This window comes from Streptomyces lydicus, assembly GCF_000717345.1.
Taxonomy (GTDB): Bacteria; Actinomycetota; Actinomycetes; order Streptomycetales; family Streptomycetaceae; genus Streptomyces; species Streptomyces lydicus.
Genome location: NZ_JNZA01000003.1, coordinates 163933 through 186852 on the forward strand (window position 1 = coordinate 163933; position 22920 = coordinate 186852).

General features: G+C 72.0%; 17 protein-coding genes. 8 read left to right on the forward strand and 9 right to left on the reverse strand.

Annotation, left to right across the window (positions count from 1 at the left end; genetic code table 11):
• Positions 1–182 precede the first annotated feature (182 nt).
• A complete protein-coding gene (locus OO62_RS03640) occupies positions 183–1676 on the forward strand; it encodes an amino acid permease (RefSeq protein ID WP_033265690.1) in 1494 nt (497 codons plus the stop codon).
• 73 nt (positions 1677–1749) lie between these two features.
• Here the strand turns inward: OO62_RS03640 and OO62_RS03645 are convergent, their stop codons facing one another.
• Positions 1750–2361, reverse strand: a complete 612-nt coding sequence (locus OO62_RS03645; protein ID WP_033265691.1) for a biotin transporter BioY — start codon at positions 2359–2361, stop codon at positions 1750–1752.
• A gap of 355 nt (positions 2362–2716) precedes the next feature.
• Between OO62_RS03645 and OO62_RS03650 the strand changes: the two genes are divergently transcribed.
• From OO62_RS03650 to OO62_RS03660, 3 genes are all read left to right on the forward strand, one after another.
• The gene (locus tag OO62_RS03650; RefSeq protein WP_033265692.1) at positions 2717–4129 is read left to right on the forward strand and encodes an amino acid permease; all 1413 of its coding nucleotides are present in this window, start codon (positions 2717–2719) and stop codon (positions 4127–4129) included.
• Positions 4130–4445: 316 nt separating this feature from the next.
• A complete protein-coding gene (locus OO62_RS03655; protein ID WP_051732621.1) occupies positions 4446–5888 on the forward strand; it encodes an amino acid permease in 1443 nt (480 codons plus the stop codon).
• A 176-nt stretch (positions 5889–6064) separates the two neighbouring features.
• Positions 6065–6706, forward strand: coding sequence for a superoxide dismutase (locus OO62_RS03660; RefSeq protein ID WP_033265693.1), 642 nt, complete (start codon positions 6065–6067; stop codon positions 6704–6706).
• 126 nt (positions 6707–6832) lie between these two features.
• Here the strand turns inward: OO62_RS03660 and OO62_RS03665 are convergent, their stop codons facing one another.
• Positions 6833–7477 carry a mycothiol-dependent nitroreductase Rv2466c family protein gene (locus tag OO62_RS03665; protein ID WP_033265694.1) on the reverse strand — a complete coding sequence of 215 codons (645 nt, stop codon included), beginning with the start codon at positions 7475–7477 and terminating at the stop codon, positions 6833–6835.
• A 134-nt stretch (positions 7478–7611) separates the two neighbouring features.
• On the opposite strand from OO62_RS03665, the gene pepN (OO62_RS03670) reads away from it, so the two are divergent.
• Positions 7612–10215, forward strand: a complete 2604-nt coding sequence (gene pepN / locus OO62_RS03670) for an aminopeptidase N (protein ID WP_033265695.1) — start codon at positions 7612–7614, stop codon at positions 10213–10215.
• A gap of 124 nt (positions 10216–10339) precedes the next feature.
• Complete coding sequence (locus OO62_RS03675; RefSeq protein WP_033265696.1) at positions 10340–11359, forward strand: hypothetical protein; 1020 nt, start codon at positions 10340–10342, stop codon at positions 11357–11359.
• A 44-nt stretch (positions 11360–11403) separates the two neighbouring features.
• On the opposite strand, the gene OO62_RS03680 is transcribed toward OO62_RS03675, so the two are convergent.
• Positions 11404–13146 (reverse strand): TIGR03767 family metallophosphoesterase, encoded by a 1743-nt coding sequence (locus OO62_RS03680; protein ID WP_033265697.1) that lies wholly within the window; start codon positions 13144–13146, stop codon positions 11404–11406.
• A gap of 443 nt (positions 13147–13589) precedes the next feature.
• Between OO62_RS03680 and OO62_RS03685 the strand changes: the two genes are divergently transcribed.
• On the forward strand, positions 13590–14621 hold the full coding sequence (locus OO62_RS03685) for an aspartate-semialdehyde dehydrogenase (RefSeq protein ID WP_033265698.1): 1032 nt from the start codon (positions 13590–13592) through the stop codon (positions 14619–14621).
• An 83-nt stretch (positions 14622–14704) separates the two neighbouring features.
• On the opposite strand, the gene OO62_RS03690 is transcribed toward OO62_RS03685, so the two are convergent.
• A complete protein-coding gene (locus tag OO62_RS03690; protein ID WP_033265699.1) occupies positions 14705–15226 on the reverse strand; it encodes a DUF1203 domain-containing protein in 522 nt (173 codons plus the stop codon).
• Positions 15227–15385: 159 nt separating this feature from the next.
• Between OO62_RS03690 and pepN (OO62_RS03695) the strand changes: the two genes are divergently transcribed.
• A complete protein-coding gene (gene pepN / locus OO62_RS03695; RefSeq protein WP_033265700.1) occupies positions 15386–17962 on the forward strand; it encodes an aminopeptidase N in 2577 nt (858 codons plus the stop codon).
• A 122-nt stretch (positions 17963–18084) separates the two neighbouring features.
• On the opposite strand, the gene alc is transcribed toward pepN (OO62_RS03695), so the two are convergent.
• The 5 genes from alc to OO62_RS03720 form a co-directional block, all read right to left on the reverse strand.
• Positions 18085–19236 carry an allantoicase gene (gene alc, locus OO62_RS03700; RefSeq protein WP_033265701.1) on the reverse strand — a complete coding sequence of 384 codons (1152 nt, stop codon included), beginning with the start codon at positions 19234–19236 and terminating at the stop codon, positions 18085–18087.
• 128 nt (positions 19237–19364) lie between these two features.
• Positions 19365–20321 (reverse strand): LysR family transcriptional regulator, encoded by a 957-nt coding sequence (locus tag OO62_RS03705; RefSeq protein WP_033265702.1) that lies wholly within the window; start codon positions 20319–20321, stop codon positions 19365–19367.
• 17 nt (positions 20322–20338) lie between these two features.
• Positions 20339–21316 carry a DMT family transporter gene (locus tag OO62_RS03710; RefSeq protein ID WP_078617005.1) on the reverse strand — a complete coding sequence of 326 codons (978 nt, stop codon included), beginning with the start codon at positions 21314–21316 and terminating at the stop codon, positions 20339–20341.
• Between the two features lie 55 nt (positions 21317–21371).
• Positions 21372–22349 (reverse strand): acyl-ACP desaturase, encoded by a 978-nt coding sequence (locus OO62_RS03715; RefSeq protein WP_033265703.1) that lies wholly within the window; start codon positions 22347–22349, stop codon positions 21372–21374.
• Positions 22350–22623: 274 nt separating this feature from the next.
• The gene (locus OO62_RS03720; RefSeq protein ID WP_033265704.1) at positions 22624–22872 is read right to left on the reverse strand and encodes a hypothetical protein; all 249 of its coding nucleotides are present in this window, start codon (positions 22870–22872) and stop codon (positions 22624–22626) included.
• Positions 22873–22920: the final 48 nt, after the last annotated feature.

Here is a 22920-nt window from a genome sequence, read left to right on the forward strand (position 1 = left end):
AGGCGCCGCCGGGTCTTCCTGTGGACCTCCGCATGAAAGGGCGCTGCGGCCTTGCGTACGTATGTGAGGCACGTAACTGGCCAGTGTTCCAGACAACAATCCGGCGCCAGACCTTCCAATCCACGGGTTAACGAAGATCTAATGCGGGGGTTCCAATCCGCGAACCACGAAGGACGGTGCCTATGGGCGCGCACCCTTCCCCTCGCTCTCCTGGAGCAGGGGGCACCCCCACAGGGGTACCCACCGCCGGCGATCCCGGCAGCGGACCCGCCGGAGGGCAGTCTCAGGACGGGCTGCAGGCGGGGCTGAAGAACCGCCATCTGTCGATGATCGCCATCGGCGGGGTGATCGGCGCCGGCCTGTTCGTCGGCTCCGGCGCGGGCATCTCGGCGGCCGGCCCGGGCATCCTGCTCTCGTACGCGCTGACCGGTCTGCTGGTCGTGCTGGTGATGCGGATGCTGGGCGAGATGGCCGCGGCCTCCCCCGCCTCGGGATCCTTCTCCGCGTACGCCGACCGGGCGCTGGGGCGCTGGGCGGGCTTCACGATCGGCTGGCTGTACTGGTTCTTCTGGTCGGTGGTGCTGGCCGTCGAGGCGACCGCGGCCGGCGCGATCCTCACCGGCTGGGTCCCGGCCGTCCCGCAGTGGGCCTGGGCGCTGCTGGTCATGATCGTGCTGACCGGCACGAACCTGGTCTCGGTGGGGTCGTTCGGCGAGTTCGAGTTCTGGTTCGCCGGGATCAAGGTCGTGGCGATCGTGGTCTTCATCGTGGTCGGCGCGCTGGCGATCTTCGGGCTGCCGCCGGGCGACCACGCGGCGGGGATGAGCAATCTGACCGGGCACGGCGGATTCCTGCCGCACGGTCCGGGCGCGATCCTCTCCGGCATGCTGCTGGTGGTCTTCTCCTTCATGGGCAGCGAGATCGTCACGCTGGCCGCGGGTGAGTCGCCCAACCCCGTGCAGGCCGTGCGCAAGGCCGTCAACAGCGTCATCTGGCGGATCGCGCTGTTCTACATCGGCTCGATCGCGGTGATCGTGACGCTGCTGCCGTGGAACGACCGGGCGGTGGCCAAGAGCCCGTACGTGGCGGTGCTGCAGTCGCTGGACATTCCGTACGCGGGCACCGTGATGGACGTCGTGGTGCTGACGGCGGTGCTGTCCTGTCTGAACTCCGGGCTGTACACCGCCTCGCGGATGGCGTTCTCGCTCGGCCAGCGGGGCGACGCGCCGAAGTCGTTCGCGACGGTCAACAAGGGCGGGGTGCCGGCGGTGGCGATCTGGGCCTCGGTCGCCTTCGGCTTCATCGCGACGATCTTCAGCTACACGTCGAAGGACACCATCTTCCAGTTCCTGCTGAACTCCTCGGGTGCGGTGGCGCTGTTCGTGTGGCTGGTCATCTGCTTCTCGCAGCTGCGGATGCGGCGGACCCTGGAGCGGGAGACGCCGGAGCGGCTGACGGTGCGGATGTGGCTGTACCCGTGGCTGACGTACGCGACGATCGGGCTGATCGTCTTCGTCGTCGGCTACATGTTCTACGACCCGGACGGGCGCGAGCAGATGGTGCTGTCGGTGGTCGCGGCCGTGGTGGTGCTGGCGGTCGGGCTGATCCTGGACCGGCGGCGGCCGCGGGAGCGGGCCGCGGACGAGAGCGCGGCCAAGGTCGCCGAGCGCGCGTAGCGGCGGTGCACGAGGGCGGGCCCGCACCGGAATGGTGCGGGCCCGCCCTCGTTGCGTTGCGGTGCGGGTGCGGTCAGCCGCGGCGGCCGGCCAGCTTCCAGGCGGTCGGCAGCGCGCCCATCGCCAGTGCGGCCTTGAGGGCGTCGCCGATCAGGAACGGCACGAGGCCCACGGCGGCGGCCTGACCGAGCGACATGTGCATGCTCAGCGCGAGGTAGGGGACGCCGACGCCGTAGATCACGGCGGTGCCGGCGGCCATGGTCGCGGCGGTGCGCAGCACGCCGCGGTCGCCGCCGCGGCGGGCCAGCGCGCCCACCAGGCCGGCGGCGAGCAGCATGCCGACGATGTAGCCGAAGGTGGCGCCGGCCCCGGAGGTGGCGCCGGCGAACCACGGCAGGCCGGCGAGGCCCGCCAGGGCGTACAGCGCGAGCGAGAGCAGACCGCGGCCCGCGCCGAGCGAGGCGCCGACCAGGAGCGCGGCGAAGGTCTGGCCGGTGACCGGGACCGGGGAGCCGGGGACCGGGACGGCGATCTGGGCCGCGAGGCCGGTGAGCGCGGCGCCGCCGACGACCAGCGCGGCGTCACGGACGCGGGCGCGGGAGGCGGTGGCGGCCGGCAGCAGGTCGGCCAGGACCTCCCCCATCCGCTCGGCTGCATCGGGACGGGGGAAAGCAGCGGTGCTCATCGGGACTCCGCGGGTGTGAGAGGGATCGGGACGGGTCGGGACGCGATGACGTTAGTCCAGAGGACCGGTGGCGATCATCGTGTGGCGGTGACAAAGCCGCACCGGCCCGCTTGGAGAGTTCCGAACAACCGCCGCCGGGGCCGCCCCTGTTGGCGCGGGCGGCGTCTTCGCAGGTCACGTGATGCTCATCACGGCCTGGCCGGCTCCAGGACGCCGGTTTTGTGCTAGCGCGCGTGGTGCGGCGACACTGGGTGCGCCCCGCGGTGACCTGTGGAGTTCCCCCAAACCTCCGGCGGCCCGGGACGTGTCCTGGACGCGGCCCGCCCGCCCCGCCCCTTGCGAGAGTTACGAGCCGATGCACGACACACCGACCACCGCCGGGCAGACCCCGCTCGGCGCGGGAGCCGGCCAGCAGGAACCGCTGTCAGGGGGGCTCAAGCAGCGCCATCTGACGATGCTGGGGCTGGGCGGGGTGATCGGCGCGGGCCTGTTCGTGGGGTCCGGCGCGGGGATCGCGGTGGCCGGGCCGGGGATCGTGCTGTCGTATCTGATCGCGGGTGCGCTGGCGACGCTGATCATGCGGATGCTCGGCGAGATGTCGGCGGCGATGCCGGCGTCCGGGGCGTTCTCGGTGCACGCGGAGCGGGCGCTGGGCCGCTGGGCCGGCTTCAGCGTGGGGTGGCTGTACTGGTTCCTGCTGGTCGTGGTGCTGGCCGTCGAGGCCACCGGCGCGGCGCAGATCGCCCACGGCTGGGCGCCGGCGGTGCCGCAGTGGGGCTGGGTGCTGATCTTCATGATCGTGTTCACCGTGGCCAACCTGGCGGCGGTGAAGAACTTCGGCGAGTTCGAGTTCTGGTTCGCGGCGCTGAAGGTCACCGCGATCGTGCTGTTCCTGGTGCTGAGCCTGCTGGCGGTCTTCGGGGTGCTGCCCGGTACGCAGCCGGTCGGGACGGCGAACCTCACCGGGCAGGGCGGGTTCCTGCCGCACGGCTGGGCCGGGGTGGTCTCCGGGGTACTGGCCGTGGTGTTCGCCTTCGGCGGGCTGGAGGTCGTCACCATCGCCGCGGCCGAGTCGGACGACCCGGCGCGCGCGGTGGGCCGGGCGGTGCGCAGCGCGGTGTGGCGGATCCTGTTCTTCTACGTCGGCTCGATGCTGGTCATCGTGGCGCTGCTGCCGTGGTCGTCGATGCGGCCGGGCCACAGCCCGTACGTGGCGGTGCTGGACGGCATCGGGGTGCCGGGCGCCGGCCAGATCATGAACATCGTGGTGTTCGTGGCGCTGCTCTCGGCGCTGAACGCCAACCTCTACGGCTCCTCGCGGATGGTGTTCTCGCTGGCCGAGCGCGGTGAGGCGCCGCGGGCGCTGCTGAAGGTGTCCGGGGGCGGGGTGCCGCGCCGGGCGGTGCTGGCCTCGGTGGCCTTCGGATTCGTCTCGGTGCTGCTGAATCTGAAGTGGCCGGATTCGGTCTTCCTTTACATGCTCAACTCGGTCGGCGCGGTGCTGCTGTTCGTCTGGGGCCTGATCGCGGTCTCCCAGCTGCGGCTGCGCCCGCGCATCGAACGCGAGGCGCCCGGGAAGCTCGCCCTGCGGATGTGGGCGTTCCCCTATCTGACCTGGGTGGCGCTGCTGGCGATGGCCGGGGTCGTGGTGCTGATGCTGACCGACGACACCGCCCGCCCCCAGCTGCTGTGGTCGGCGGGGGCGACCGGCGCGGTGCTGCTCGTGGCGGGCGTACGGGAGCTGCGGGCGCGCCGTACGCGGCGCTGACTCCGGACAAGCCAGCACCGGGCGGCACGAGACGTGCGTCACACCGCGTCGCATTCGACGACGATTCGGGTACGTACGGTCACGATCACGTCTGAATACCGAACATTCGCTGCACGACTGTTGCCCTGAGCGGACACCGGCACCCAGACTGAGCCAGCTTTGCCGAGGACCCCGGAGTTGCGCCGTCGGCAGCCCCTGCGCGACCCGCTGCCCCGGCAGGGGTCCGAGGGGCCTGGCAGCACCGTCGCACCGGTCGCCGCCCCGGGAGAACGCAGTATCGCCTTGCTCCGCTCTCACCTACTGGGACAGGTACGACATGAATCGGACACCCTCGTCCGCCGCACCCGCGCACGGGCAGACCGGCGCGGGGCACGGCGCCGGCCCCGATAGTGGCCCTTCGCTGTCCAACGGCCTCAAGCAGCGCCATCTGTCGATGATCGCGCTGGGCGGCGTGATCGGCGCGGGCCTGTTCGTCGGCTCGCGCGAGGGCATCGCGGCGGCCGGGCCCTCGATCGTGCTGGCCTACGCCGTCTCGGGCGCCCTGGTCATGCTGATCATGCGGATGCTGGGCGAGATGGCCGCGGCCAATCCGGCCTCCGGCTCCTTCTCGGTGCACGCCGAGCGCTCCATAGGCTCCTGGGCCGGCTTCACGGTGGGCTGGATGTTCACCGCGCTGCTGTGCGTGGCGGTGGCCGCCGAGGCGCTGGGCGCCGCGGACGTGATGCACCAATGGTTCCCGGGCACCGAGCCCTGGATGTGGGTCCTGCTGTTCATGGTGATCTTCACCGCCACGAACCTGACGGCGGTCTCCAACTTCGGTGAGTTCGAGTTCTGGTTCGCCGCCCTGAAGGTCGCGGCGATCGGCATCTTCCTGGTCCTGGGCCTGCTGGCGATCTTCGGCGTGCTCCCCGGCACCCACGCGCCGGGCACCTCGCACCTCACCGGTGACGGCGGCTTCCTGCCCAAGGGCGTCGACGGCCTGATGGTGGGTCTGCTGGCGTCGGTGTTCGCGTACGGCGGTCTGGAGACGGTGACCATCGCGGCCGCCGAGTCCAAGGACCCGGTGCGCGGGGTGGCGAGCGCGGTGCGCACCGCGATGTGGCGGATCGCCCTCTTCTACGTCGGCTCGATGGCGGTCATCGTCACGGTCATCCCGTGGAGCGCCCCCTCGATCGCCAAGTCCGGCCCCTACGTCGCGGTGCTGGACTACCTCAAGATCCCGGCGGCCGGCCAGATCATGAACGTGGTCATCCTGGTGGCGCTGCTCTCCGCGGTGAACGCCAACATCTACGGCGCCTCCCGGATGGCGTACTCGCTGATCTCCCGCGGCCAGGGCCCGGCGTTCTTCGGCAAGGTCAGCGGCGGGGTGCCGCGCCGCACGGTGCTGCTGTGCTCCGCCTTCGGCTTCCTCGCGGTGCTGTTCAGCTTCTGGTGGCCCACCACGGTCTTCCAGTGGCTGCTGAACATGGTCGGCGCGGCCGTCCTGGTGGTCTGGGGCTTCATCGCCGTCGCCCAGCTGAGGATGCGGCGCCAGATGGAGCGCGAGGCGCCCGAGAAGCTCGTGGTGAAGATGTGGGCCTTCCCGGTGCTGACGTGGGTGGCGCTGGCGGGCATCGTCGCCGTGCTGCTGCTGATGCTGCGGGACGAGAACCAGCGCATCCAGCTGCTGTTCACCGGCGGCTTCGGCGTGGTGCTGGCCGTGATCGGGCTGGCGCGGAAGCGGACGCTGGGCAAGGGCGCCGGGCCGGCCGGTCAGTAGCGCTCCTCCGGACATCCCCACAGGCGGGGCGGGACCTCCTTCCGAGGTCCCGCCCCGCCTCCGTCTTTCGGACCGGCCCGCTCCCCGTGCCCGGTCGAAGATCGCTGCTGCTGATAGCGTGCTTCTGCACATTGATTGCAACTACTGCACTTATGCAGCTTGGAGGCGGGATCGGCATGGCGACCTACACACTTCCGGAACTCCCCTACGACTACGCGGCGCTGGCTCCGGTCATCAGCCCCGAGATCATCGAGCTGCACCACGACAAGCACCACGCGGCCTACGTCAAGGGCGCGAACGACACCCTGGAGCAGCTCGCCGAGGCGCGCGACAAGGACCAGTGGGGCACCATCAACGGCCTGGAGAAGAACCTCGCGTTCCACCTCTCCGGCCACATCCTGCACAGCATCTACTGGCACAACATGACCGGCGACGGCGGCGGTGAGCCGCTGGAGAAGGACGGCGTGGGCGAGCTGGCCGACGCGATCGCCGAGTCCTTCGGCTCGTTCCGGAAGTTCAAGGCCCAGCTGACCAAGGCGTCGGCCACCACCCAGGGCTCCGGCTGGGGCGTACTGGCCTACGAGCCCGTCACGGGCCGGCTGATCGTCGAGCAGATCTACGACCACCAGGGCAACGTCGGCCAGGGCTCGGTGCCGATCCTGGTCTTCGACGCCTGGGAGCACGCCTTCTACCTCCAGTACAAGAACCAGAAGGTGGACTTCATCGAGGCCATGTGGCAGGTCGTGAACTGGCAGGACGTGGCCAAGCGGTACACCGCCGCCAAGGAGCGCGCGAACAACCTGCTGCTCGCGCCGTAACGGCGCGCCGCGCGTCCCGCCTCGTGATCGTCTTCTCACCCTTCGCGCGGCGGGCCGGAAGAACGGAGCGCCCCCGCACGTCCGATACGTGCGGGGGCGCTCCCACGGGGACCGCGCGACGACGGGTCAGTCGAAGAGCGGCGGCTGCGTGCGGGTCCGCTTGATCTCGTAGAAGCCGGGGATGGACGCCACCATCAGCGTGCCGTCCCAGAGCTTGGCGGCCTGCTCGCCCTTGGGGGCGGGGGTGACCACCGGGCCGAAGAAGGCAATCTGCTCGCCGTCCGCGCCGGGGACCGCGATGACCGGGGTGCCGACCTCCTGGCCGACCAGGTCGATGCCCTCCTTGTGGGAGGCGCGCAGCTGCGTGTCATAGGTGTCCTTGCCGGCGTACTCGATCAGCTCGGCGGGCAGGCCCGCGTCGTCGAGGGCGGCGGCGATGCTCTCCGGGGTCACGCCGAGGCCCTCGTTGTGGAAACGGGTGCCGAGCGCGGTGTAGAGCCGGCCGACGGCCTCGTCACCGTGCAGCTGCTGCGCGGCGATCACCACGCGGACCGGGCCCCACGCCTTGCCGCCGGGGCGCATGTTCTCGGCGTACTCCGCGGGCAGCGTGTCGAGCTTGTCCTCGTTGAGGACCGCCAGGCTCATCACGTGCCAGCGCACCTCGACCGGGCGGACCTTCTCCACCTCCAGCATCCAGCGGGAGGTCATCCAGGCCCAGGGGCACAGGGGGTCGAACCAGAAGTCTGCCGGGGTCTTCGCGGTTTCGGACACGGGGTCTCGTCTCCTCGTGAGAGCGGTGCTGCGTCGGTTCTCGGACGTGGTGCTGTGTGGACGGTTCAACCGCCGGCGGCCGTGCCATGATTCCCCGTGTTCGATATTCGAGACGAGGACGAGGGAGTCACGTCGTGCCAGGTGAGAATCTGTCCCGGGACGAGGCACGTCAGCGGGGCCGGCTGCTGGGCGTCGACGCCTATGACGTGGCGCTCGACGTCCGCTCAGCGGTCGCGCAGGGACCGGACGCGGACACCTTCCGGTCGCGTACGACGCTCCGCTTCCGGTGCGCCGAGCCCGGCGCCTCGACCTTCGCGGACCTGCTGGCACCCGAGGTCGTCTCCGTCACCCTCAACGGACGGGCGCTGGACCCCGCCACCGTCTTCGACGGCACCCGGATCGCGCTGGACGACCTGGCCGCCGAGAACACCCTCGTCGTCGATGCCCGGTGCGCCTACAGCCGGACCGGCGAGGGCCTGCACCGCTTCGTGGACCCCGAGGACGGCGAGGTCTACCTCTACACGCAGTACGAGCCGGCCGACGCCCGCCGGGTCTTCGCGAACTTCGAACAGCCCGACCTGAAGGCCCCGTTCACCTTCGAGGTGACGGCCCCCGAGGGGTGGGTGGTGCTGAGCAACGGCGCCCAGGAGGGCGAGGCCGAGGCCGGGCGGCACCGGTTCGCGACGACCGAGCCGATCTCGACCTACATCACGGCGGTCGTCGCGGGCCCGTACCACTACGTCTCCGACAGCTACCGGCGCACCTTCGCCGACGGCACCGAGCTGGAGATCCCGCTGGGCGCGCTGTGCCGCAAGGGGCTGGCCAAGCACTTCGACGCGGACGACGTCTTCACCGTCACCAAGCAGGGCCTGGACTTCTTCCACGACCACTTCGACTTCCCGTACCCCTTCGGGAAGTACGACACCGCCTTCGTGCCCGAGTACAACCTCGGCGCGATGGAGAACCCGGGCTGCGTCACCTTCCGCGAGGAGTTCATCTTCCGCGGCAAGGTCACCGAGGCGTCCTACGAGCGCCGGGCCAACGTCATCCTGCACGAGATGGCGCACATGTGGTTCGGCGACCTGGTGACCATGCAGTGGTGGGACGACCTGTGGCTCAAGGAGTCCTACGCGGACTTCATGGGTGCCTTCGCCCTGGTGGAGGCGACCCGCTTCACCGGCGGCTGGATCACCTTCGCCAACCGCCGCAAGTCCTGGGCCTACCGCGCCGACCAGCTGCCCTCCACCCACCCGGTCACCGCCGACATCCGGGACCTGGAGGACGCCAAGCTCAACTTCGACGGCATCACGTACGCCAAGGGCGCCGCGGTGCTCAAGCAACTGGTGGCGTACGTGGGGCAGGACGCGTTCCTGGAGGGCGCCCGGCGCTACTTCAAGCGGCACGCGTACGGCAACACCCGGCTCGCGGACCTGCTGGCGGTGCTGGAGGAGACGTCCGGTCGGGACATGGCGGCCTGGTCGCGGTCCTGGCTGGAGACGGCCGGGGTCAACTCCCTCACCCCGCAGGTCACTTACGACGCCCAGGACCGGATCACCGAGCTGAGCGTCCTCCAGGAGGCCGCGCCCGCGCACCCCGAGCTGCGGCCGCACCGGGTCGCGGTGGGCCTCTACCGGCGGCAGTCCGTGTTCTCCGGGAGCGGGGACGCGGCGCTGGTGCGCTACGCCCACGTCGAGGTGGACGTGACCGGGCCCCGGACGGCGGTGCCGGAGCTGGCGGGCCTGGAGCGGCCCGAGCTGATCCTGGTCAACGACGAGGACCTGACGTACTGCAAGGTCCGGTTCGACGAGGGGTCGCTGGCCACGCTGCGTACCCGGCTCGGGGACCTGACCGACCCGATGGCGCGGGCGCTGTGCTGGGCCGCCCTGTGGGGGCTGACCCGCGACGGGCTGATGCCGGCCCGCGACTACCTCGACCTGGTGCGGCGGTTCGCCGGCAAGGAGACGGACATCGGCGTCCTGCAGTCGCTGCACGGGCAGGCCCAGACGGCGCTGGAGTACTACTCCGCGCCGGACCGCCGCGAGCCGGCCGCCCGTGAGCTGGCCGAGGGCGCGCGGCACGAGCTGCGGCTGGCCGAGCCGGGCAGCGGCCACCAGCTCACCTGGGCCCGGCACTTCGCCGCGATCGCCTCCACGCCCGCCGACCTCCAGCTGCTCAAGGGCCTGCTGGAGGGCACGGCGAAGATCGACGGCCTGGAGGTGGACCAGGAGCTGCGCTGGGCGTTCCTGGAGCCGCTGGCCGCGCACGGCGTCGCCGACGAGGCACTGATCGCCGCGGAGCTGGCCCGGGACGACACCGCGTCCGGCAAGCGCCACCAGGTGCGCTGCCTGGCGGCCCGGCCCTCGGCCGAGGTCAAGGAGCGGGCCTGGTCGGACGTGGTGGAGTCCGACGTGCTGTCCAACGCCCTGGTGGAGGCGACCATCGCGGGCTTCGCGCAGCCCGGCCAGCGCGCGCTGCTGGCGCCGTTCGCGCCGCGCTACTTCGCGGCGATCGAGCGGGTGTGGCAGGAGCGGTCGATCGAGATCGCGATGGACGTCGTGCGCGGGCTGTTCCCGGCGTGGCTGGTGGAGCAGTCCACGCTGGACGCCGCGGACGCCTGGCTGGCCGGGCACGAGCAGGCGGCGCCCGCACTGCGCCGGCTGGTGCTGGAGGAGCGCGACGATCTGGCCCGGGCGCTGCGGGCACAGGCTTGTGACGAGGCGGCCGGGACGAGGCCGTAACCTCCGCGGCGACCAGCCCTTTTCGGCAGTCGAACGCCCGTACTTTAGCCCAGGATTGTCCGGTTCCGGGTACGGGCGTGTAACAGCGGTTAGGGGGTGGAGCGGGCGCGGGAATCGCCCTGTCATGAACGACACCCCGCTCTCCCCCCTCCCCCTCCACCACCTCTCCGGCCTGGGCACCCGGGTGCTGACCTCCCGTCAGCTCCGGCAGCACGGCGTCCCCGCCGCGGAGCTCACCGAGCGCTGCCGCCCCGGCGGCTGCTGGCAGCAGGTGCTCCCCGGCGTGTACCTGCTGCATCCCGGCCCGCCCACCAGCGAGGAGCGGCTCCGGGCGGCGCTGCTGTACGCCACCCACCGGGGGCCGACGGTGCCCCAGCAGGGCGCCCCGTCCACCGACGCCCCGCCGGTGATGATCACCGGCCTGGCGGCGCTCGCCCTGCACGGCTTCTCCGAGACACCCCCACTGCTCGCCCTGGACCGCATCGAGGTACTGGTCGCCCGCACCCGGCGGCTGCGCTCCACCGGCTTCGCGCAGATCGTCCGGGCCGCGGACCTGCCGGCGCCGCAGGAGGTCACCGGGGTGCCGACCGCCCCGGTGCCGCGCGCGGTCGCGGACGCGGTGGCCGGGCTCAGCGACGCCGCGGCGGTGCGCCGGCTGCTGACCGAGGCGGTACGCGGCGGGCACTGCGAGGCGGCCGCGGTGGTACGGGAGCTGAGCCGGGCACGGCTGCTGACCCGGCCGCACGTGGTCGACGCGGTGGACACGCTGCTCGCCGAGGGCCGGGCGCTGGCCGAGCAGCGGCTGTACGCGGTGGTCCGCGAGCACGGGCTGCCGGAGCCCCTGTGGAACGTCGATCTGCGGCTGCCGGGCGGCCCGCACCTGGGTGGGGTGGACGCCTTCTGGCCGGAGCACGGGGTGGCCCTGGAGATCGACACCCGCGTGCCGCGGCCCGAGGAGGACCCGCTGCACTCGGCCTTCGACCACAAGCGCGAGCACCTGGAGCGGCTGGGCATCACCGTCGTCCGCTGCCTCCCGCGCACCCTGCGGGAGGCCCCCGAGCAGCAGGCGGCGGTGATCCGTACGGCTCTGATGGCGGCGCCGGAGCGGGAGCCGAGCGCGTATGTGATGGCCCTGCCGCGCTGACGGGGCCCCGCCCCCGGAGCCGGCCCGGTCCCGCCCCGGCTCCGTCAGCGCCGCTTGAGCAGCAGCTCGACGTTGCGGTCCCGGGCCGTGCCCACCAGGTCCTTGCGGGCCTCGGGGGCGTTGAAGGACAGCTCGCGGTAGAGGGCCGCCAGCCCGGTCTGCGAGAGGTCGGAGAAGTCCGTGCGGTGCGGGGCGGCCGACTCGACGAGGGTGGTGATCAGCGACAGCGTCCCGTCGTGGTTGTCCACCAGCTCGATGACCCGGGCCAGCTGCGGGAAGTCGATGTGCGAGGCGGTGGACACCTCCCAGAAGCTGCCGTGCGGGGTGATGTCGTTCTTGTGGCTGTGGCCGTTGATCCACCCGACGACGCGGGGGTGCGCCGCCAGCAGCTCGACCAGTGCGGCACCGCCGTACCGCTTCTCGTGCGGGCGGGCCGGGTCGGGCCGGGTGTTGTTCATGGTCTTGCTGGTGTGGTGGCTGAAGACCAGGACGTGCGCCTTCTCGCCCTTCTCGTTCTCCTTCAGCGTCCGCTCCAGCCAGCGCAGCTGCGCCTCGCCGACCGAACCGGTGTAGTGGCCGCCGGGGTCGGTGGTGTCCAGGCTGATGCCGAGGACGTGGTCGGAGACCCGGAAGGTGTAGTAGAGGCGGTTCTCCGCGAGGTTCGCCGCGGTGTAGCCGTGGCCGTGCGGGCCGTGGCCGGCGTGCGACGGGTCGAGGTGGGCACGCAGGTACTCGGCGCGGGTGAAGGGGGCCCGGCGCTCGTCGGGGGTGACCCGCCTGGCCTGCTTGGCGTGCGCCTTCAGCATCCGCTTGAAGTCCGCGCCCTTGGGGTCGAGGCCGTCCTTGACCGCCTTCCAGACCTTCGCGGCCTCCGCGGCGGGCAGCGTCTCCAGCTTGTGGCCCCCGGTGGCGAGGTCCGTGAAGAAGGGGTCGCCGGGGGCGTAGCAGCCGCCGGGCAGCGAGTCGTGGTTACCGACCGTGGAGTACCAGGGCAGCCGGAGGCCGGGGCTCTGCACGGTCCGGATCGCCGCGTCCAGGAAGCCGTGCAGCTGCGGGAAGCCCAGCGCCTTGTCGGCGTCCCGCAGCGCGCTGTCCGGCTGCCAGTACAGCTTCAGGCCGCTGTCCTGGACGCCTTCGTAGCGGCGGGGGTCACCGGAATTGGGGGTGATCCGGCCGCCGCTCATCGCGGTCAGGAACCACTCCAGCTCCAGTTTGGAGTTGTTGTCGGTGTTGTCACCGGTGGTGATCACGAAGGACAGCGGGGCGCCGGTGGCGGGCCCGCCGGGCAGCGCGTTGACCCGCTCGATCAGCGAGACGACCCCGGCGACGGAGAGCGCCTCCTGCGGCCGCCAGGCGCTCGCCGTCTCCGCGCGCAGGTACTCGTAGCGCAGCGGGCTCTGCACATCGACCAGGTGCAGGTCGGTGAGCTGCACGAACGACGCCAGCGCGGTGCGGCGCCGGGCCCGTCCGGCGTGCGCGGCGGCCAGCTCGGCGCGCACCACCCGGTCCCAGGCCGGCCCGTCGGCGAGCCGGCGGTAGCCCCCGGTGCCGCGCGGCGTGGCGACGCCGGCGAGGGTGGTGCCCCTGGTGAACGGCACCCGGGGCACGGCGGGGGCGTCGACGGAGATCGGCGCGGCGGGGGCCGGGCCGGGGCTGACGGTGGCGGCCTCGGCCGTCCGGCCGGGGCCGCCGAAGGCGAGGCCGAGCCCGGTGGCGGCGCCGACCGCACCGGTGGCGGCGAGGAACGTACGGCGGTCGAGAGTGGCGGCGGACCGTATACGGGACATACGCGGGCTCCCCGGGTGCGAACGCGACGGCGGCCGGGCCCGCGGGCGGCGGGAGGGGGACTCCGTGTCACCCCTCCGCCGCACAACTGGCCCGTCACCAGGGATGGTTGGCACCGGGAATGACCTGCGCGTGAACGCCACCGCAACGCCGGGAACCCATCACCGGGCAGGGATCTGCCGGTCACCGGGCGGTCACCGGTCCCTGCCCGGGCCTGCGCACGGCGGTCACCGCGCGTTCACCGCACGGGGTATCCGGGGCGCCCGCCACCGGCCCCGCGGCACGCTTCGCAGGCGGCCGGTCACGCTACGCGTCCGTACGGCTTGCGATCCTCCGCAGAATGGAATGGATTGGACAAGGCGACGGGTGTCACACACATGATGGAGGCACTACTGAGCAGGTGTTCCGAGCAGACACCCACGTCAGGCCAGAAAGAAGGAGTCCCATGAGGGTCGGAATCGTCGGAGCCACCGGACAGGTCGGCGGCGTGATGCGGGGCATCCTCGCCGAGCGGAACTTCCCGGTCGAGCAGCTGCGGCTGTTCGCTTCGTCCCGGTCCGCCGGACGCACCCTGCCGTGGCAGGACACCGAGATCACCATTGAGGACGCGGCCACCGCCGACTACTCCGGGCTGGACATCGTCCTCTTCTCGGCCGGCGGCGCGACGTCCAAGGCCCTCGCGCAGAAGGTCGCCGACGCCGGCCCCGTGGTGATCGACAACTCCTCCGCCTGGCGCCGTGACCCCGAGGTCCCGCTGGTCGTGTCCGAGGTCAACCCGCAGGCCATCACGGACCGCCCCAAGGGCATCATCGCCAACCCGAACTGCACGACCATGGCCGCGATGCCGGTGCTGCGCCCGCTGCACGACGAGGCCGGCCTGGTCTCGCTGGTCGTCGCCACCTACCAGGCGGTCTCCGGCAGTGGCCTGGCCGGTGTGGAGGAGCTGGACGGCCAGGTCCGCAAGGCCGTCGAGCAGGACGCCACCAAGCTGACGCACGACGGCTCGGCGGTGGAGTTCCCCGAGCCCGACAAGTACGTCCGCCCGATCGCCTTCAACGTGCTGCCGATGGCCGGCTCGATCGTCGACGACGGTCTGAACGAGACCGACGAGGAGCAGAAGCTCCGCCACGAGAGCCGCAAGATCCTGGAGATCCCGGACCTGAAGGTGTCCGGCACCTGCGTCCGCGTCCCGGTCTTCTCCGGCCACTCGCTCCAGGTCAACGCCCGCTTCGCGCGCCCGATCAGCCCCGCCCGCGCGCAGGAGCTGCTGGCCGGCGCCCCCGGCGTCACCCTCTCCGACGTCCCCACCCCGCTCCAGGCCGCCGGCCAGGACGCCTCCTTCGTGGGCCGGATCCGCGCCGACGAGACCGCCGAGAACGGCCTGGCGCTGTTCCTCTCCAACGACAACCTCCGCAAGGGCGCGGCGCTGAACGCCGTCCAGATCGCGGAGCTGGTCGCGGCGGAACTGCGCGGCTGACCGACCCGGCCGCAGGGCGGTGCCCGTACCGAGACCCCGGGTCTCGGTACGGGCACCGCCCTTTTCCGTGCCCCCGCGCGGCGTCAGCCCCGCCGCACCTCGAACTGGAAGCACCCGTACTCCACGGCCCGGACGTGCACCAGCACGACCCGCGGGTCGGCGAACGCCTCGTCCAGCGCGGCGTCGAAGCCCGCCCCGGCGTCCTCGGGGATCTCGAAGAGCCGCCCGCCGACGATCTGCCCTTCGGCGTTGTAGCGGCGCAGCGTCCGCAGCGCACCCGGCCGCGCGAACGGGTACTCCGCGGTCGCCTCGGCCGGCCCGTCGCACTCCTCGGCGTGGATGAACACCGGGCCCTGCTCGTCGTAGGCCCCGGGCCTGGCGCCGGTCCGCTCGGCCCAGCGCCGCAGCGGCGCGTACGAGACCAGCGCCACCAGCTCGCCGGGCTCGATGGCGCGCAGGCAGCAGCGCAGCGGACTGCCGACGCAGTCCACCGGCCGGCCGTCCTCCCGCGCGCGGTACGGCTCGACGGGCCGCCCGGCGTCGTCGGTCCCGCGGATTTCCTTGAGCGCGGCGGGCGGAATGGGAAGGGGGGTGTAGGTCGTCATGCGTCCAGCGTCACCCGCGGCCCCCGGGCGGCGCCGGCGGGAATCGGACCACGCGGTCGGCCGCCGGTCCCTCGAATAACCAGCCCTCGGGCGCACGGGTCCGCGTGGAAAGATGACGGAAGAGTCCGATGCGATGAGCAATGCGAAGGAGACGAACGGGTGCCTGGCACGAATCTGACCCGCGACGAGGCGCAGCAGCGCGCGCGGCTGCTGACCGTGGACGCGTACGAGATCGATCTCGACCTCTCCGGCGCCCAGGAGGGGGGCACCTTCCGGTCCGCGACGACGGTCCGGTTCGACGCCGCCGAGGCGGGCGCGGAGTCGTTCATCGACCTGGTGGCCCCCACCGTGCACGAGGTCGTGCTCAACGGCGAGGCGCTGGATCCGGCCGCGGTGTTCAAGGACTCGCGGATCGCGCTGCCGGGGCTGCGGGCCGGCCGCAACGAGCTGACCGTCGTCGCGGACTGCGCCTACACGAACACCGGCGAGGGCCTGCACCGCTTCGTCGACCCGGTGGACCAGCAGGCTTACCTCTACACCCAGTTCGAGGTGCCGGACGCCCGGCGGGTGTACGCGTCCTTCGAGCAGCCGGACCTGAAGGCGACCTTCCAGTTCACCGTGAAGGCCCCGGAGGGCTGGACGGTGATCTCCAACTCGCCGACGCCCGAGCCGAGCGGGAACATCTGGCGGTTCGAGCCGACGCCGCGGATCTCGACGTACATCACCGCGCTGATCGCGGGCCCGTACCACAGCGTGCACAGCACGTACGAGAAGGACGGGCGGACGGTGCCGCTGGGCATCTACTGCCGGCCGTCGCTGGCCGAGCACCTGGACGCGGACGCCATTTTCGAGGTCACCCGGCAGGGCTTCGACTGGTTCCAGGAGAAGTTCGACTACGCCTACCCGTTCGCCAAGTACGACCAGCTCTTCGTGCCGGAGTTCAACGCCGGCGCGATGGAGAACGCGGGCGCGGTGACCATCCGCGACCAGTACGTCTTCCGGTCGAAGGTGACGGACGCGGCGTACGAGGTGCGCGCGGAGACCGTCCTGCACGAGCTGGCGCACATGTGGTTCGGCGACCTGGTCACCATGGAGTGGTGGAACGACCTGTGGCTGAACGAGTCGTTCGCCACCTACACCTCGATCGCCTGCCAGGCGTACGCGCCGGGCTCGAAGTGGCCGCACTCGTGGACGACGTTCGCCAACTCCATGAAGACCTGGGCCTACCGGCAGGACCAGCTGCCGTCCACCCACCCGATCATGGCCGAGATCAACGACCTCGACGACGTCCTGGTCAACTTCGACGGCATCACGTACGCCAAGGGCGCCAGCGTCCTCAAGCAGCTGGTCGCCTACGTGGGCATGGAGGAGTTCTTCAAGGGCGTGCAGTCCTACTTCAAGGCGCACGCCTACGGGAACACCCGGCTCAGCGACCTGCTCGGCGCGCTGGAGGAGACCTCCGGCCGTGACCTGAAGACGTGGTCGAAGAAGTGGCTGGAGACGGCCGGCATCAACATCCTCCGGCCGCGGATCGAGGTGGACGCCGACGGCGTGATCACCGCGTTCGCGGTCAAGCAGGAGGCCCCGGCGCTGCCGGCCGGCGCGAAGGGCGAGCCGGTCCTGCGGCCGCACCGGATCGCGATCGGGGCGTACGAGCTCCAGGACGGCAAGCTGGTCCGCACCGAGCGGATCGAACTGGACGTGGACGGCGAACTGACGCCGGTACCGCAGCTGGTGGGCAAGGCGCGCCCGGCCGTCCTCCTCCTCAACGACGACGACCTGTCGTACGCCAAGGTGCGCCTCGACGAGGAGTCGCTGAAGGTCGTCACCGAGCACCTCGGGGACTTCACCGAGTCGCTGCCGCGCGCGCTGTCGTGGGCGTCGGCCTGGGACATGACCCGGGACGGCGAACTGGCCACCCGCGACTACCTGGCGCTGGTCCTGTCGGGCATCGGCAAGGAGTCCGACATCGGCGTGGTGCAGTCGCTGCACCGCCAGGTGAAGCTGGCGCTGGACCTGTACGCGGCACCGGAGTGGCGCGAGGCGGGCCTGGGCGCCTGGACCGAGGCGGCGCTCGCGCACCTGCGCGCGGCGGAGCCGGGCAGCGACCACCAGCTGGCGTGGGCCAGGGCGTTCGCCGCCGCGGCCCGGACGGACGAGCAACTGGCGCTGCTGCAGGGCCTGTTGGACGGCACCGAGGAAATCCCGGGGCTGGCCGTGGACACCGAGCTGCGCTGGTCGCTGCTGGAGCGGCTGGCCGCCACCGGCCGGGCCGACGAGAAGGCCGTCGCGGCGGAGCTGGAGCGGGACCGGACGTCCGCGGGTGAGCGGCACGCGGCGACGGCGCGCGCGGCCCGTCCGAGTGCGGAGGCGAAGGCGGAGTCCTGGGCCTCGGTCGTCACCTCCGACAAGCTCCCCAACGCCGTGCAGGCGGCCGTCATCGGCGGCTTCGTGCAGACCGACCAGCGGGAGCTGCTGGCGCCGTACACCGCGAAGTACTTCGAAGCGGTGAAGGACATCTGGAACTCCCGCAGCCACGAGATGGCTCAGCAGATCGTGGTCGGCCTCTACCCGGCGCTCCAGGTCTCGCAGGAGACGCTGGACGCGACCGACGCCTGGCTGGCGTCGGCCGAGCCGAGCCCGGCGCTGCGCCGGCTGGTCACGGAGTCCCGGGCCGGCATCGAGCGGGCGCTGAAGGCGCAGGCGGCCGACGCGGCGGCGGGCGCGGCCCGCTAGCCGACCCGCCGGCATGGAAACGCCCGGTGGACAGGCGCCAGACGCGCTCCGTCCACCGGGCGGGCCGGGTACGCCGGGCCCCGCCCCCTCCCGCGGGGCCCGGCGAGGTGAAACGGGGCGGCTCAGCCGCTCAGCTCGTCGAAGCGGCGGACGAGCGCGGCGCGGCCGGTCTCGGTGAGGTCGCCGTGCAGCCGCATGCGGGCCAGGCCGCCGTCGGGGAAGACGTCCAGCCGTACGTGCGTGGCGGTGACCCGGCGGGGCAGCGCGAAGCGGTGCGGGGTGTCGGGCTGCAGCTTGGTGCGCGGCACGATCTCGAACCAGGCCGACTCGTCCGCCGGGTCGGCCGACTCCGCGTCGCAGCCGTAGAGCGCCGCCCAGCCCGCGGAGTTGCCCTTGAGGTAGGCGGTGTCGATCTCCACCGCGCGGATCTCGCCCTGCGCGGCGAGCCGGAAGCGCACCCAGTCGTTGGTGCCCTTGACCCGGCGGCGGCGGTTCTCCCAGCCGTCGTCCATCTTGCGGGACAGGTCGGGCTGGATGATCTGGGTCGGCGAGGAGTAGAAGCGGTCGGAGGCGTCCTCGACGGTGCCGCCGTGCATCACGGAGGCCAGGTCGAGGGTGCCGAGCACGTCCAGCCACTCCGGGTCGGGTATGACCTCGCCGTGGACCCGGAGGCGGGCTATGCCGCCGTCGGGGTGCTGCTTGAGGCGGAGGTGGGTGAAGCGGCGCTCCACGGTGACCTCGAACCCGTTGGCGGCGTGGCCGCGTACGGGCGTGCGCGGGACCAGCTCCTCCCACTTCACGTCGTCGGCGAGCAGGTCCTCGGGGCTCGGGCTGCCGGGCAGCGCGGTCGCCTCGACGGTGACCTGTTGCGGGTAGTTGCCGCGGAAGTGGGCGGTGTCGACGATGATCCCGCGGATCACGCCGGGGGCGGCCAGGCGGATCAGCGCCCAGTCGTGCTCGTCGTCGGTCGGGAAGGGGTGCTCGCCGTCGGCGCCGCGCCGCCGCCGGGTCTCCCAGCCGTCCATGATCTTGCCCTTGTGGCCGAAGTGCTCGGGGTCGAAGACCGCCGGGCCGGGCTTCAGCAGGTTCTCGCGCTCGGCGAAGAACTCGTCGTTCGCGGCGATCACCCCGGCGCCGAAGCGGCGGTCGGCGAGGTCGACGAGCGAGGTGAAGGGGAAGTCCCCGCCGCGGTAGTCGGCAAAGGGGTCGCCGCCACCGTACGGGTCGGCGTCGTTGGCGTGCGGATCAGTGGTGTCGGCCGGGGAGGTGGTCATCGTCGCCCTTCGACGGGTCGGGTGGTGCGGACGGGACCACCGTCGCAGCCGATCACCTCACAGGTCCATCGAAAGTTCTTGGACGATATGTTCAGTCCAGCTGAACGGTCGCCCCGGCTCGGAGGGCGTCAGGCGGGCGGCGGGGTGCCGTCGCCGCGCGCCTGGGCGGCCGCCGCCTGCCGGAGCGCGGCCAGTACCCGGGACAGCCCCGGCGCCCCCTCGGAGCCGCGCCGGACGGCCGCCACCACATGGCGGCGCGGCTGGTCGGCGTGCAGCACCCGCAGCACGACGCCGGCGCCGCCGCGCGCACGACCGGGCGCACCGACTCCAGCCATCGCCATCCGGGGCACCAGCGCCACACCCATCCCGGCCGCGACCATCGCCCAGATCGCGTTCCAGTCGGCGGCGGCATGCGCCTGCTCGGGCACGAAACCGGCGTTCTCGCAGGCGGTGGTGGTGATCTGCGACCAGGGCCCGCTGCTGCCGAAGATCCAGGGCTCGCCCGCCAGGTCGGCCAGCCGCAGCCCGGGCTCGGCGGCCAGCGGATGCCCGGCCGGCAGCGCCACGTCCAGGGGGTCGGCGAGCAGCGAGACCCGGCTGAACCTGGGGTCGCGCGGCGTGGGGGCGTGGGCCGCCAGCGACAGCGCCAGGTCGACGCTGCCCTCCGCCAGCAGCTCGTACGCGGCCTCCGCCTCCGCCTCCCGTACCGAGACCGCCAGGCCCGGATGCGTACGGCGCAGCTCCTGGACGGCGGGGACCACCAGCGCGGGCACGGCGGTGGAGAACGCGCCGACGCGGACCTGCCCCGCCTCGCCCTGGAGGTAGCCGAGCAGCTCCGCGTCCGCGCGCTCCAGCTGGGCGAAGACCGCCTCGGCGTGGCGCAGCACCAGCTGCGCCGCGTCGGTCAGCCGCACCCGCCGGCCGTGGGCCTCCAGGAGCGTGACGCCCAGGGCCTTGGCCAGCCCGGTCAGCTGCTGGGAGACCGCCGAGGGCGTCATGTGCAGCGCCTCGGCGGTCGCGGTGACCGTGCCCAGCTCCTGGAGGGTGCGCAGGATGCGCAGCTTCTTGATGTCCCAGTCGGCCATGCGGGCAGCGTACGCAGTCAGCGCCGACTCCCGGCGCCGAGCGCGACGCCCACGACGATCAGGGCGGTGCAGACCAGCTGCACGGGGCCGACGGCCTCGCCGAGGACCACGTGCGACAGCAGCGCGACACAGACCGGCTGGAGGTAGTAGACGACGCCCGCCCGGGCGGCGCCGACCAGGGCGATCGCCTTGTTCCAGGTGAAGTACGCGACGGCGGAGGAGCAGATCCCGATGTACAGCAGCGGCCCGACCGTGCCGGCGGTGGGCGCGAAGCCGCCCTCGGCGGCGAGGCTGACGCCGTACGCGGGGAGCAGCATCGCCGCGCCCAGCGCGAAGGTCATGAAGAGGAACGCGACGCCGCCGATGCCTTCGGGGCGGCGGCGCAGCAGGGCGCTGTAGCCGGCGAAGGTGACCGTCGCGGCGAGCATCCACAGGTCGCCGGCGGCGAGGTCGAGGTGCAGGACGGCGGTGGGGGAACCCTTGCCCACCAGGGTGACGACCCCGGCGAGCGCCAGCACCATCCCGGCCGTCCGGCGGCCGCCGAGCGGCTCGCCGCCCCGGTCGAACAGGGCGATCAGTACCGGGGAGGCGGCCGCGATCATGGCCATGTTGGTGGCGGAGGTGCTCCGTCCCGCCTGGTAGATGAGGGTGTTGAAGAGCGCGACGCCCAGCAGCGCGGCCAGCGCCAGGAAGCCGAGGTGCCGACGGATGACCGGCCACTGCCGGCGGACCTGCGGGAGGGCGAGCGGGGCGACCGCGAGCAGCGCGATGATCCAGCGCCAGAAGGCGGTCTGGACGGGCGGCACGGTGTCGTGCAGGGCGCGGGCGATGACGAAGTTGCCGGACCAGACGACGGTCGCCGTCAGGGCGAGCACCAGCCCGGCCCCTTGCGCGGACGGGGTGCGGGGGGCGTGGGCGCGGGCCCTCTCCAGGACTGCCACGGTTTCCTCTCTCTCGGCGGTGGGGAGTCTCCACCGTGGCAGTCCGCGACTCATCAGGTCCATCGAATAATTTCGATGGAATTGTTCAGCTGAACTGAATGATGGGCGCTTACTTGCGGGCCGCGCGGCGGGCGAGGATGGCCGCCTGCCGCTCGTCGAACTTGCGCGCCTGGCCGTCCAGACCGTTCATGTAGAGCCCCAGCTCCTCCTGTGCGGCCAGTCCGGCCGGTCCCAGGCCGCCGATCTCCAGCACCTTGAGGTGGCGCAGCACCGGCTGGAGCACGTCGTCGTGGTGGATGCGCAGGTTGTAGATGCCGCCGACGGCCATCCGCGCGGCGGCCCGCTCGAAGCCGGGCATGCCGTGGCCGGGCATCCGGAAGCCGGTGACCACGTCGCGCACCGCGACCATGGTCTGGTCGGGGGCCAGCTCGAAGGCCGCGGCGAGGAGGTTGCGGTAGAAGAGCATGTGGAGGTTCTCGTCGGCCGCGATCCGGCCCAGCATGCGGTCGCACACCGGGTCGCCGGAGTGGTGGCCGGTGTTGCGGTGCGAGATCCGGGTGGCCAGCTCCTGGAAGGCGACGTACGCCACCGAGTGCAGCATGCTGTGGGAGTTGTCGGCCTCGAAGCCCTCCGACATGTGGGCCATGCGGAAGCGCTCCAGCTCGTCGGGGTCGACGGCCCGGCTGGTGAGCAGGTAGTCCCGCATCACGATGCCATGCCGGCCCTCCTCCGCGGTCCAGCGGTGCACCCAGGTGCCCCAGGCGCCGTCGCGCCCGAAGAGGGTGGCGATCTCGTGGTGGTAGCTGGGGAGGTTGTCCTCGGTGAGGAGGTTGACCACCAGGGCGATCCGGCCGATGTCGCTGACCTTGGACTGCTCGGGGGCCCAGGCGTCGCCGTCCTCCAGCACGCCGGGGAAGTTACGGCCGTCGCTCCACGGCACGTACTGGTGGGGCATCCACTCCTTGGCGACCTTCAGGTGCCGGTTGAGCTCCTTCTCGACGACCTCTTCGAGCGCGTAGAGCAGCTGGGCGTCGCTCCAGGCGGCCTGGCCGTGCTCTCCGTTATGGCGGGCGGGGGCGATGGTCACGGGGGAACTCCTGGGGGGACGACGACCTACGGGTGCGTAGGTTTGACCTACGGCTGCGTAGGTTACGTCATCGTAGGTTAGGAACGGTTAAACCCTCCCCCGGCTCAAAACGGCCGAAAATCGCGCGATAGCCACCTCGCAACCCCTTTTTCACCTGCGGAAATATCCGGGTACGACAAAGGGCGCCGCACGGTCTTGTAACCGTGGGGCGCCCTTGCGGCGTCACCGGAGCCCGGTGCGGAACAGGGTCCCGGCGGGGACCCGGCCGGTGGACTCAGCCCTGGGACTTGGTCTGCTTGCGGGACTTGTCGCTCAGCACGACGAGCCCGGCGATGACCAGGAAGAGCACGAGGGGGGCGGCGACGTAGAGGCCGAGCGTCTGGATCACGCTCAGGCCCGGACCCGGGTCGTCACCATCGTCGCGGGTGAGCGCAAACGCGGGGGACGACATCAGCAGCATCAGCGCGGTGCCGGCGGTGATGGTTCCGGCGCGCAGGGCATTCTTATTGACCTTGTTGCTCACGAAGTCAACGTATCGGACGCCCCGCCACACCGCGCGCCCGGGGTGGCG

Bases quoted from the DNA above. Each gene is read 5' to 3' on its own strand.
- OO62_RS03640 (WP_033265690.1), top strand. From the start codon at position 183: ATGGGCGCGCACCCTTCCCCTCGCTCTCCTGGAGCAGGGGGCACCCCC.
- OO62_RS03645 (WP_033265691.1), bottom strand. From the start codon at position 2,361: ATGAGCACCGCTGCTTTCCCCCGTCCCGATGCAGCCGAGCGGATGGGG.
- OO62_RS03650 (WP_033265692.1), top strand. From the start codon at position 2,717: ATGCACGACACACCGACCACCGCCGGGCAGACCCCGCTCGGCGCGGGA.
- OO62_RS03655 (WP_051732621.1), top strand. From the start codon at position 4,446: ATGAATCGGACACCCTCGTCCGCCGCACCCGCGCACGGGCAGACCGGC.
- OO62_RS03660 (WP_033265693.1), top strand. From the start codon at position 6,065: ATGGCGACCTACACACTTCCGGAACTCCCCTACGACTACGCGGCGCTG.
- OO62_RS03675 (WP_033265696.1), top strand. From the start codon at position 10,340: ATGAACGACACCCCGCTCTCCCCCCTCCCCCTCCACCACCTCTCCGGC.
- OO62_RS03680 (WP_033265697.1), bottom strand. From the start codon at position 13,146: ATGTCCCGTATACGGTCCGCCGCCACTCTCGACCGCCGTACGTTCCTC.
- OO62_RS03685 (WP_033265698.1), top strand. From the start codon at position 13,590: ATGAGGGTCGGAATCGTCGGAGCCACCGGACAGGTCGGCGGCGTGATG.
- OO62_RS03690 (WP_033265699.1), bottom strand. From the start codon at position 15,226: ATGACGACCTACACCCCCCTTCCCATTCCGCCCGCCGCGCTCAAGGAA.
- alc (WP_033265701.1), bottom strand. From the start codon at position 19,236: ATGACCACCTCCCCGGCCGACACCACTGATCCGCACGCCAACGACGCC.
- OO62_RS03705 (WP_033265702.1), bottom strand. From the start codon at position 20,321: ATGGCCGACTGGGACATCAAGAAGCTGCGCATCCTGCGCACCCTCCAG.
- OO62_RS03710 (WP_078617005.1), bottom strand. From the start codon at position 21,316: ATGAGTCGCGGACTGCCACGGTGGAGACTCCCCACCGCCGAGAGAGAG.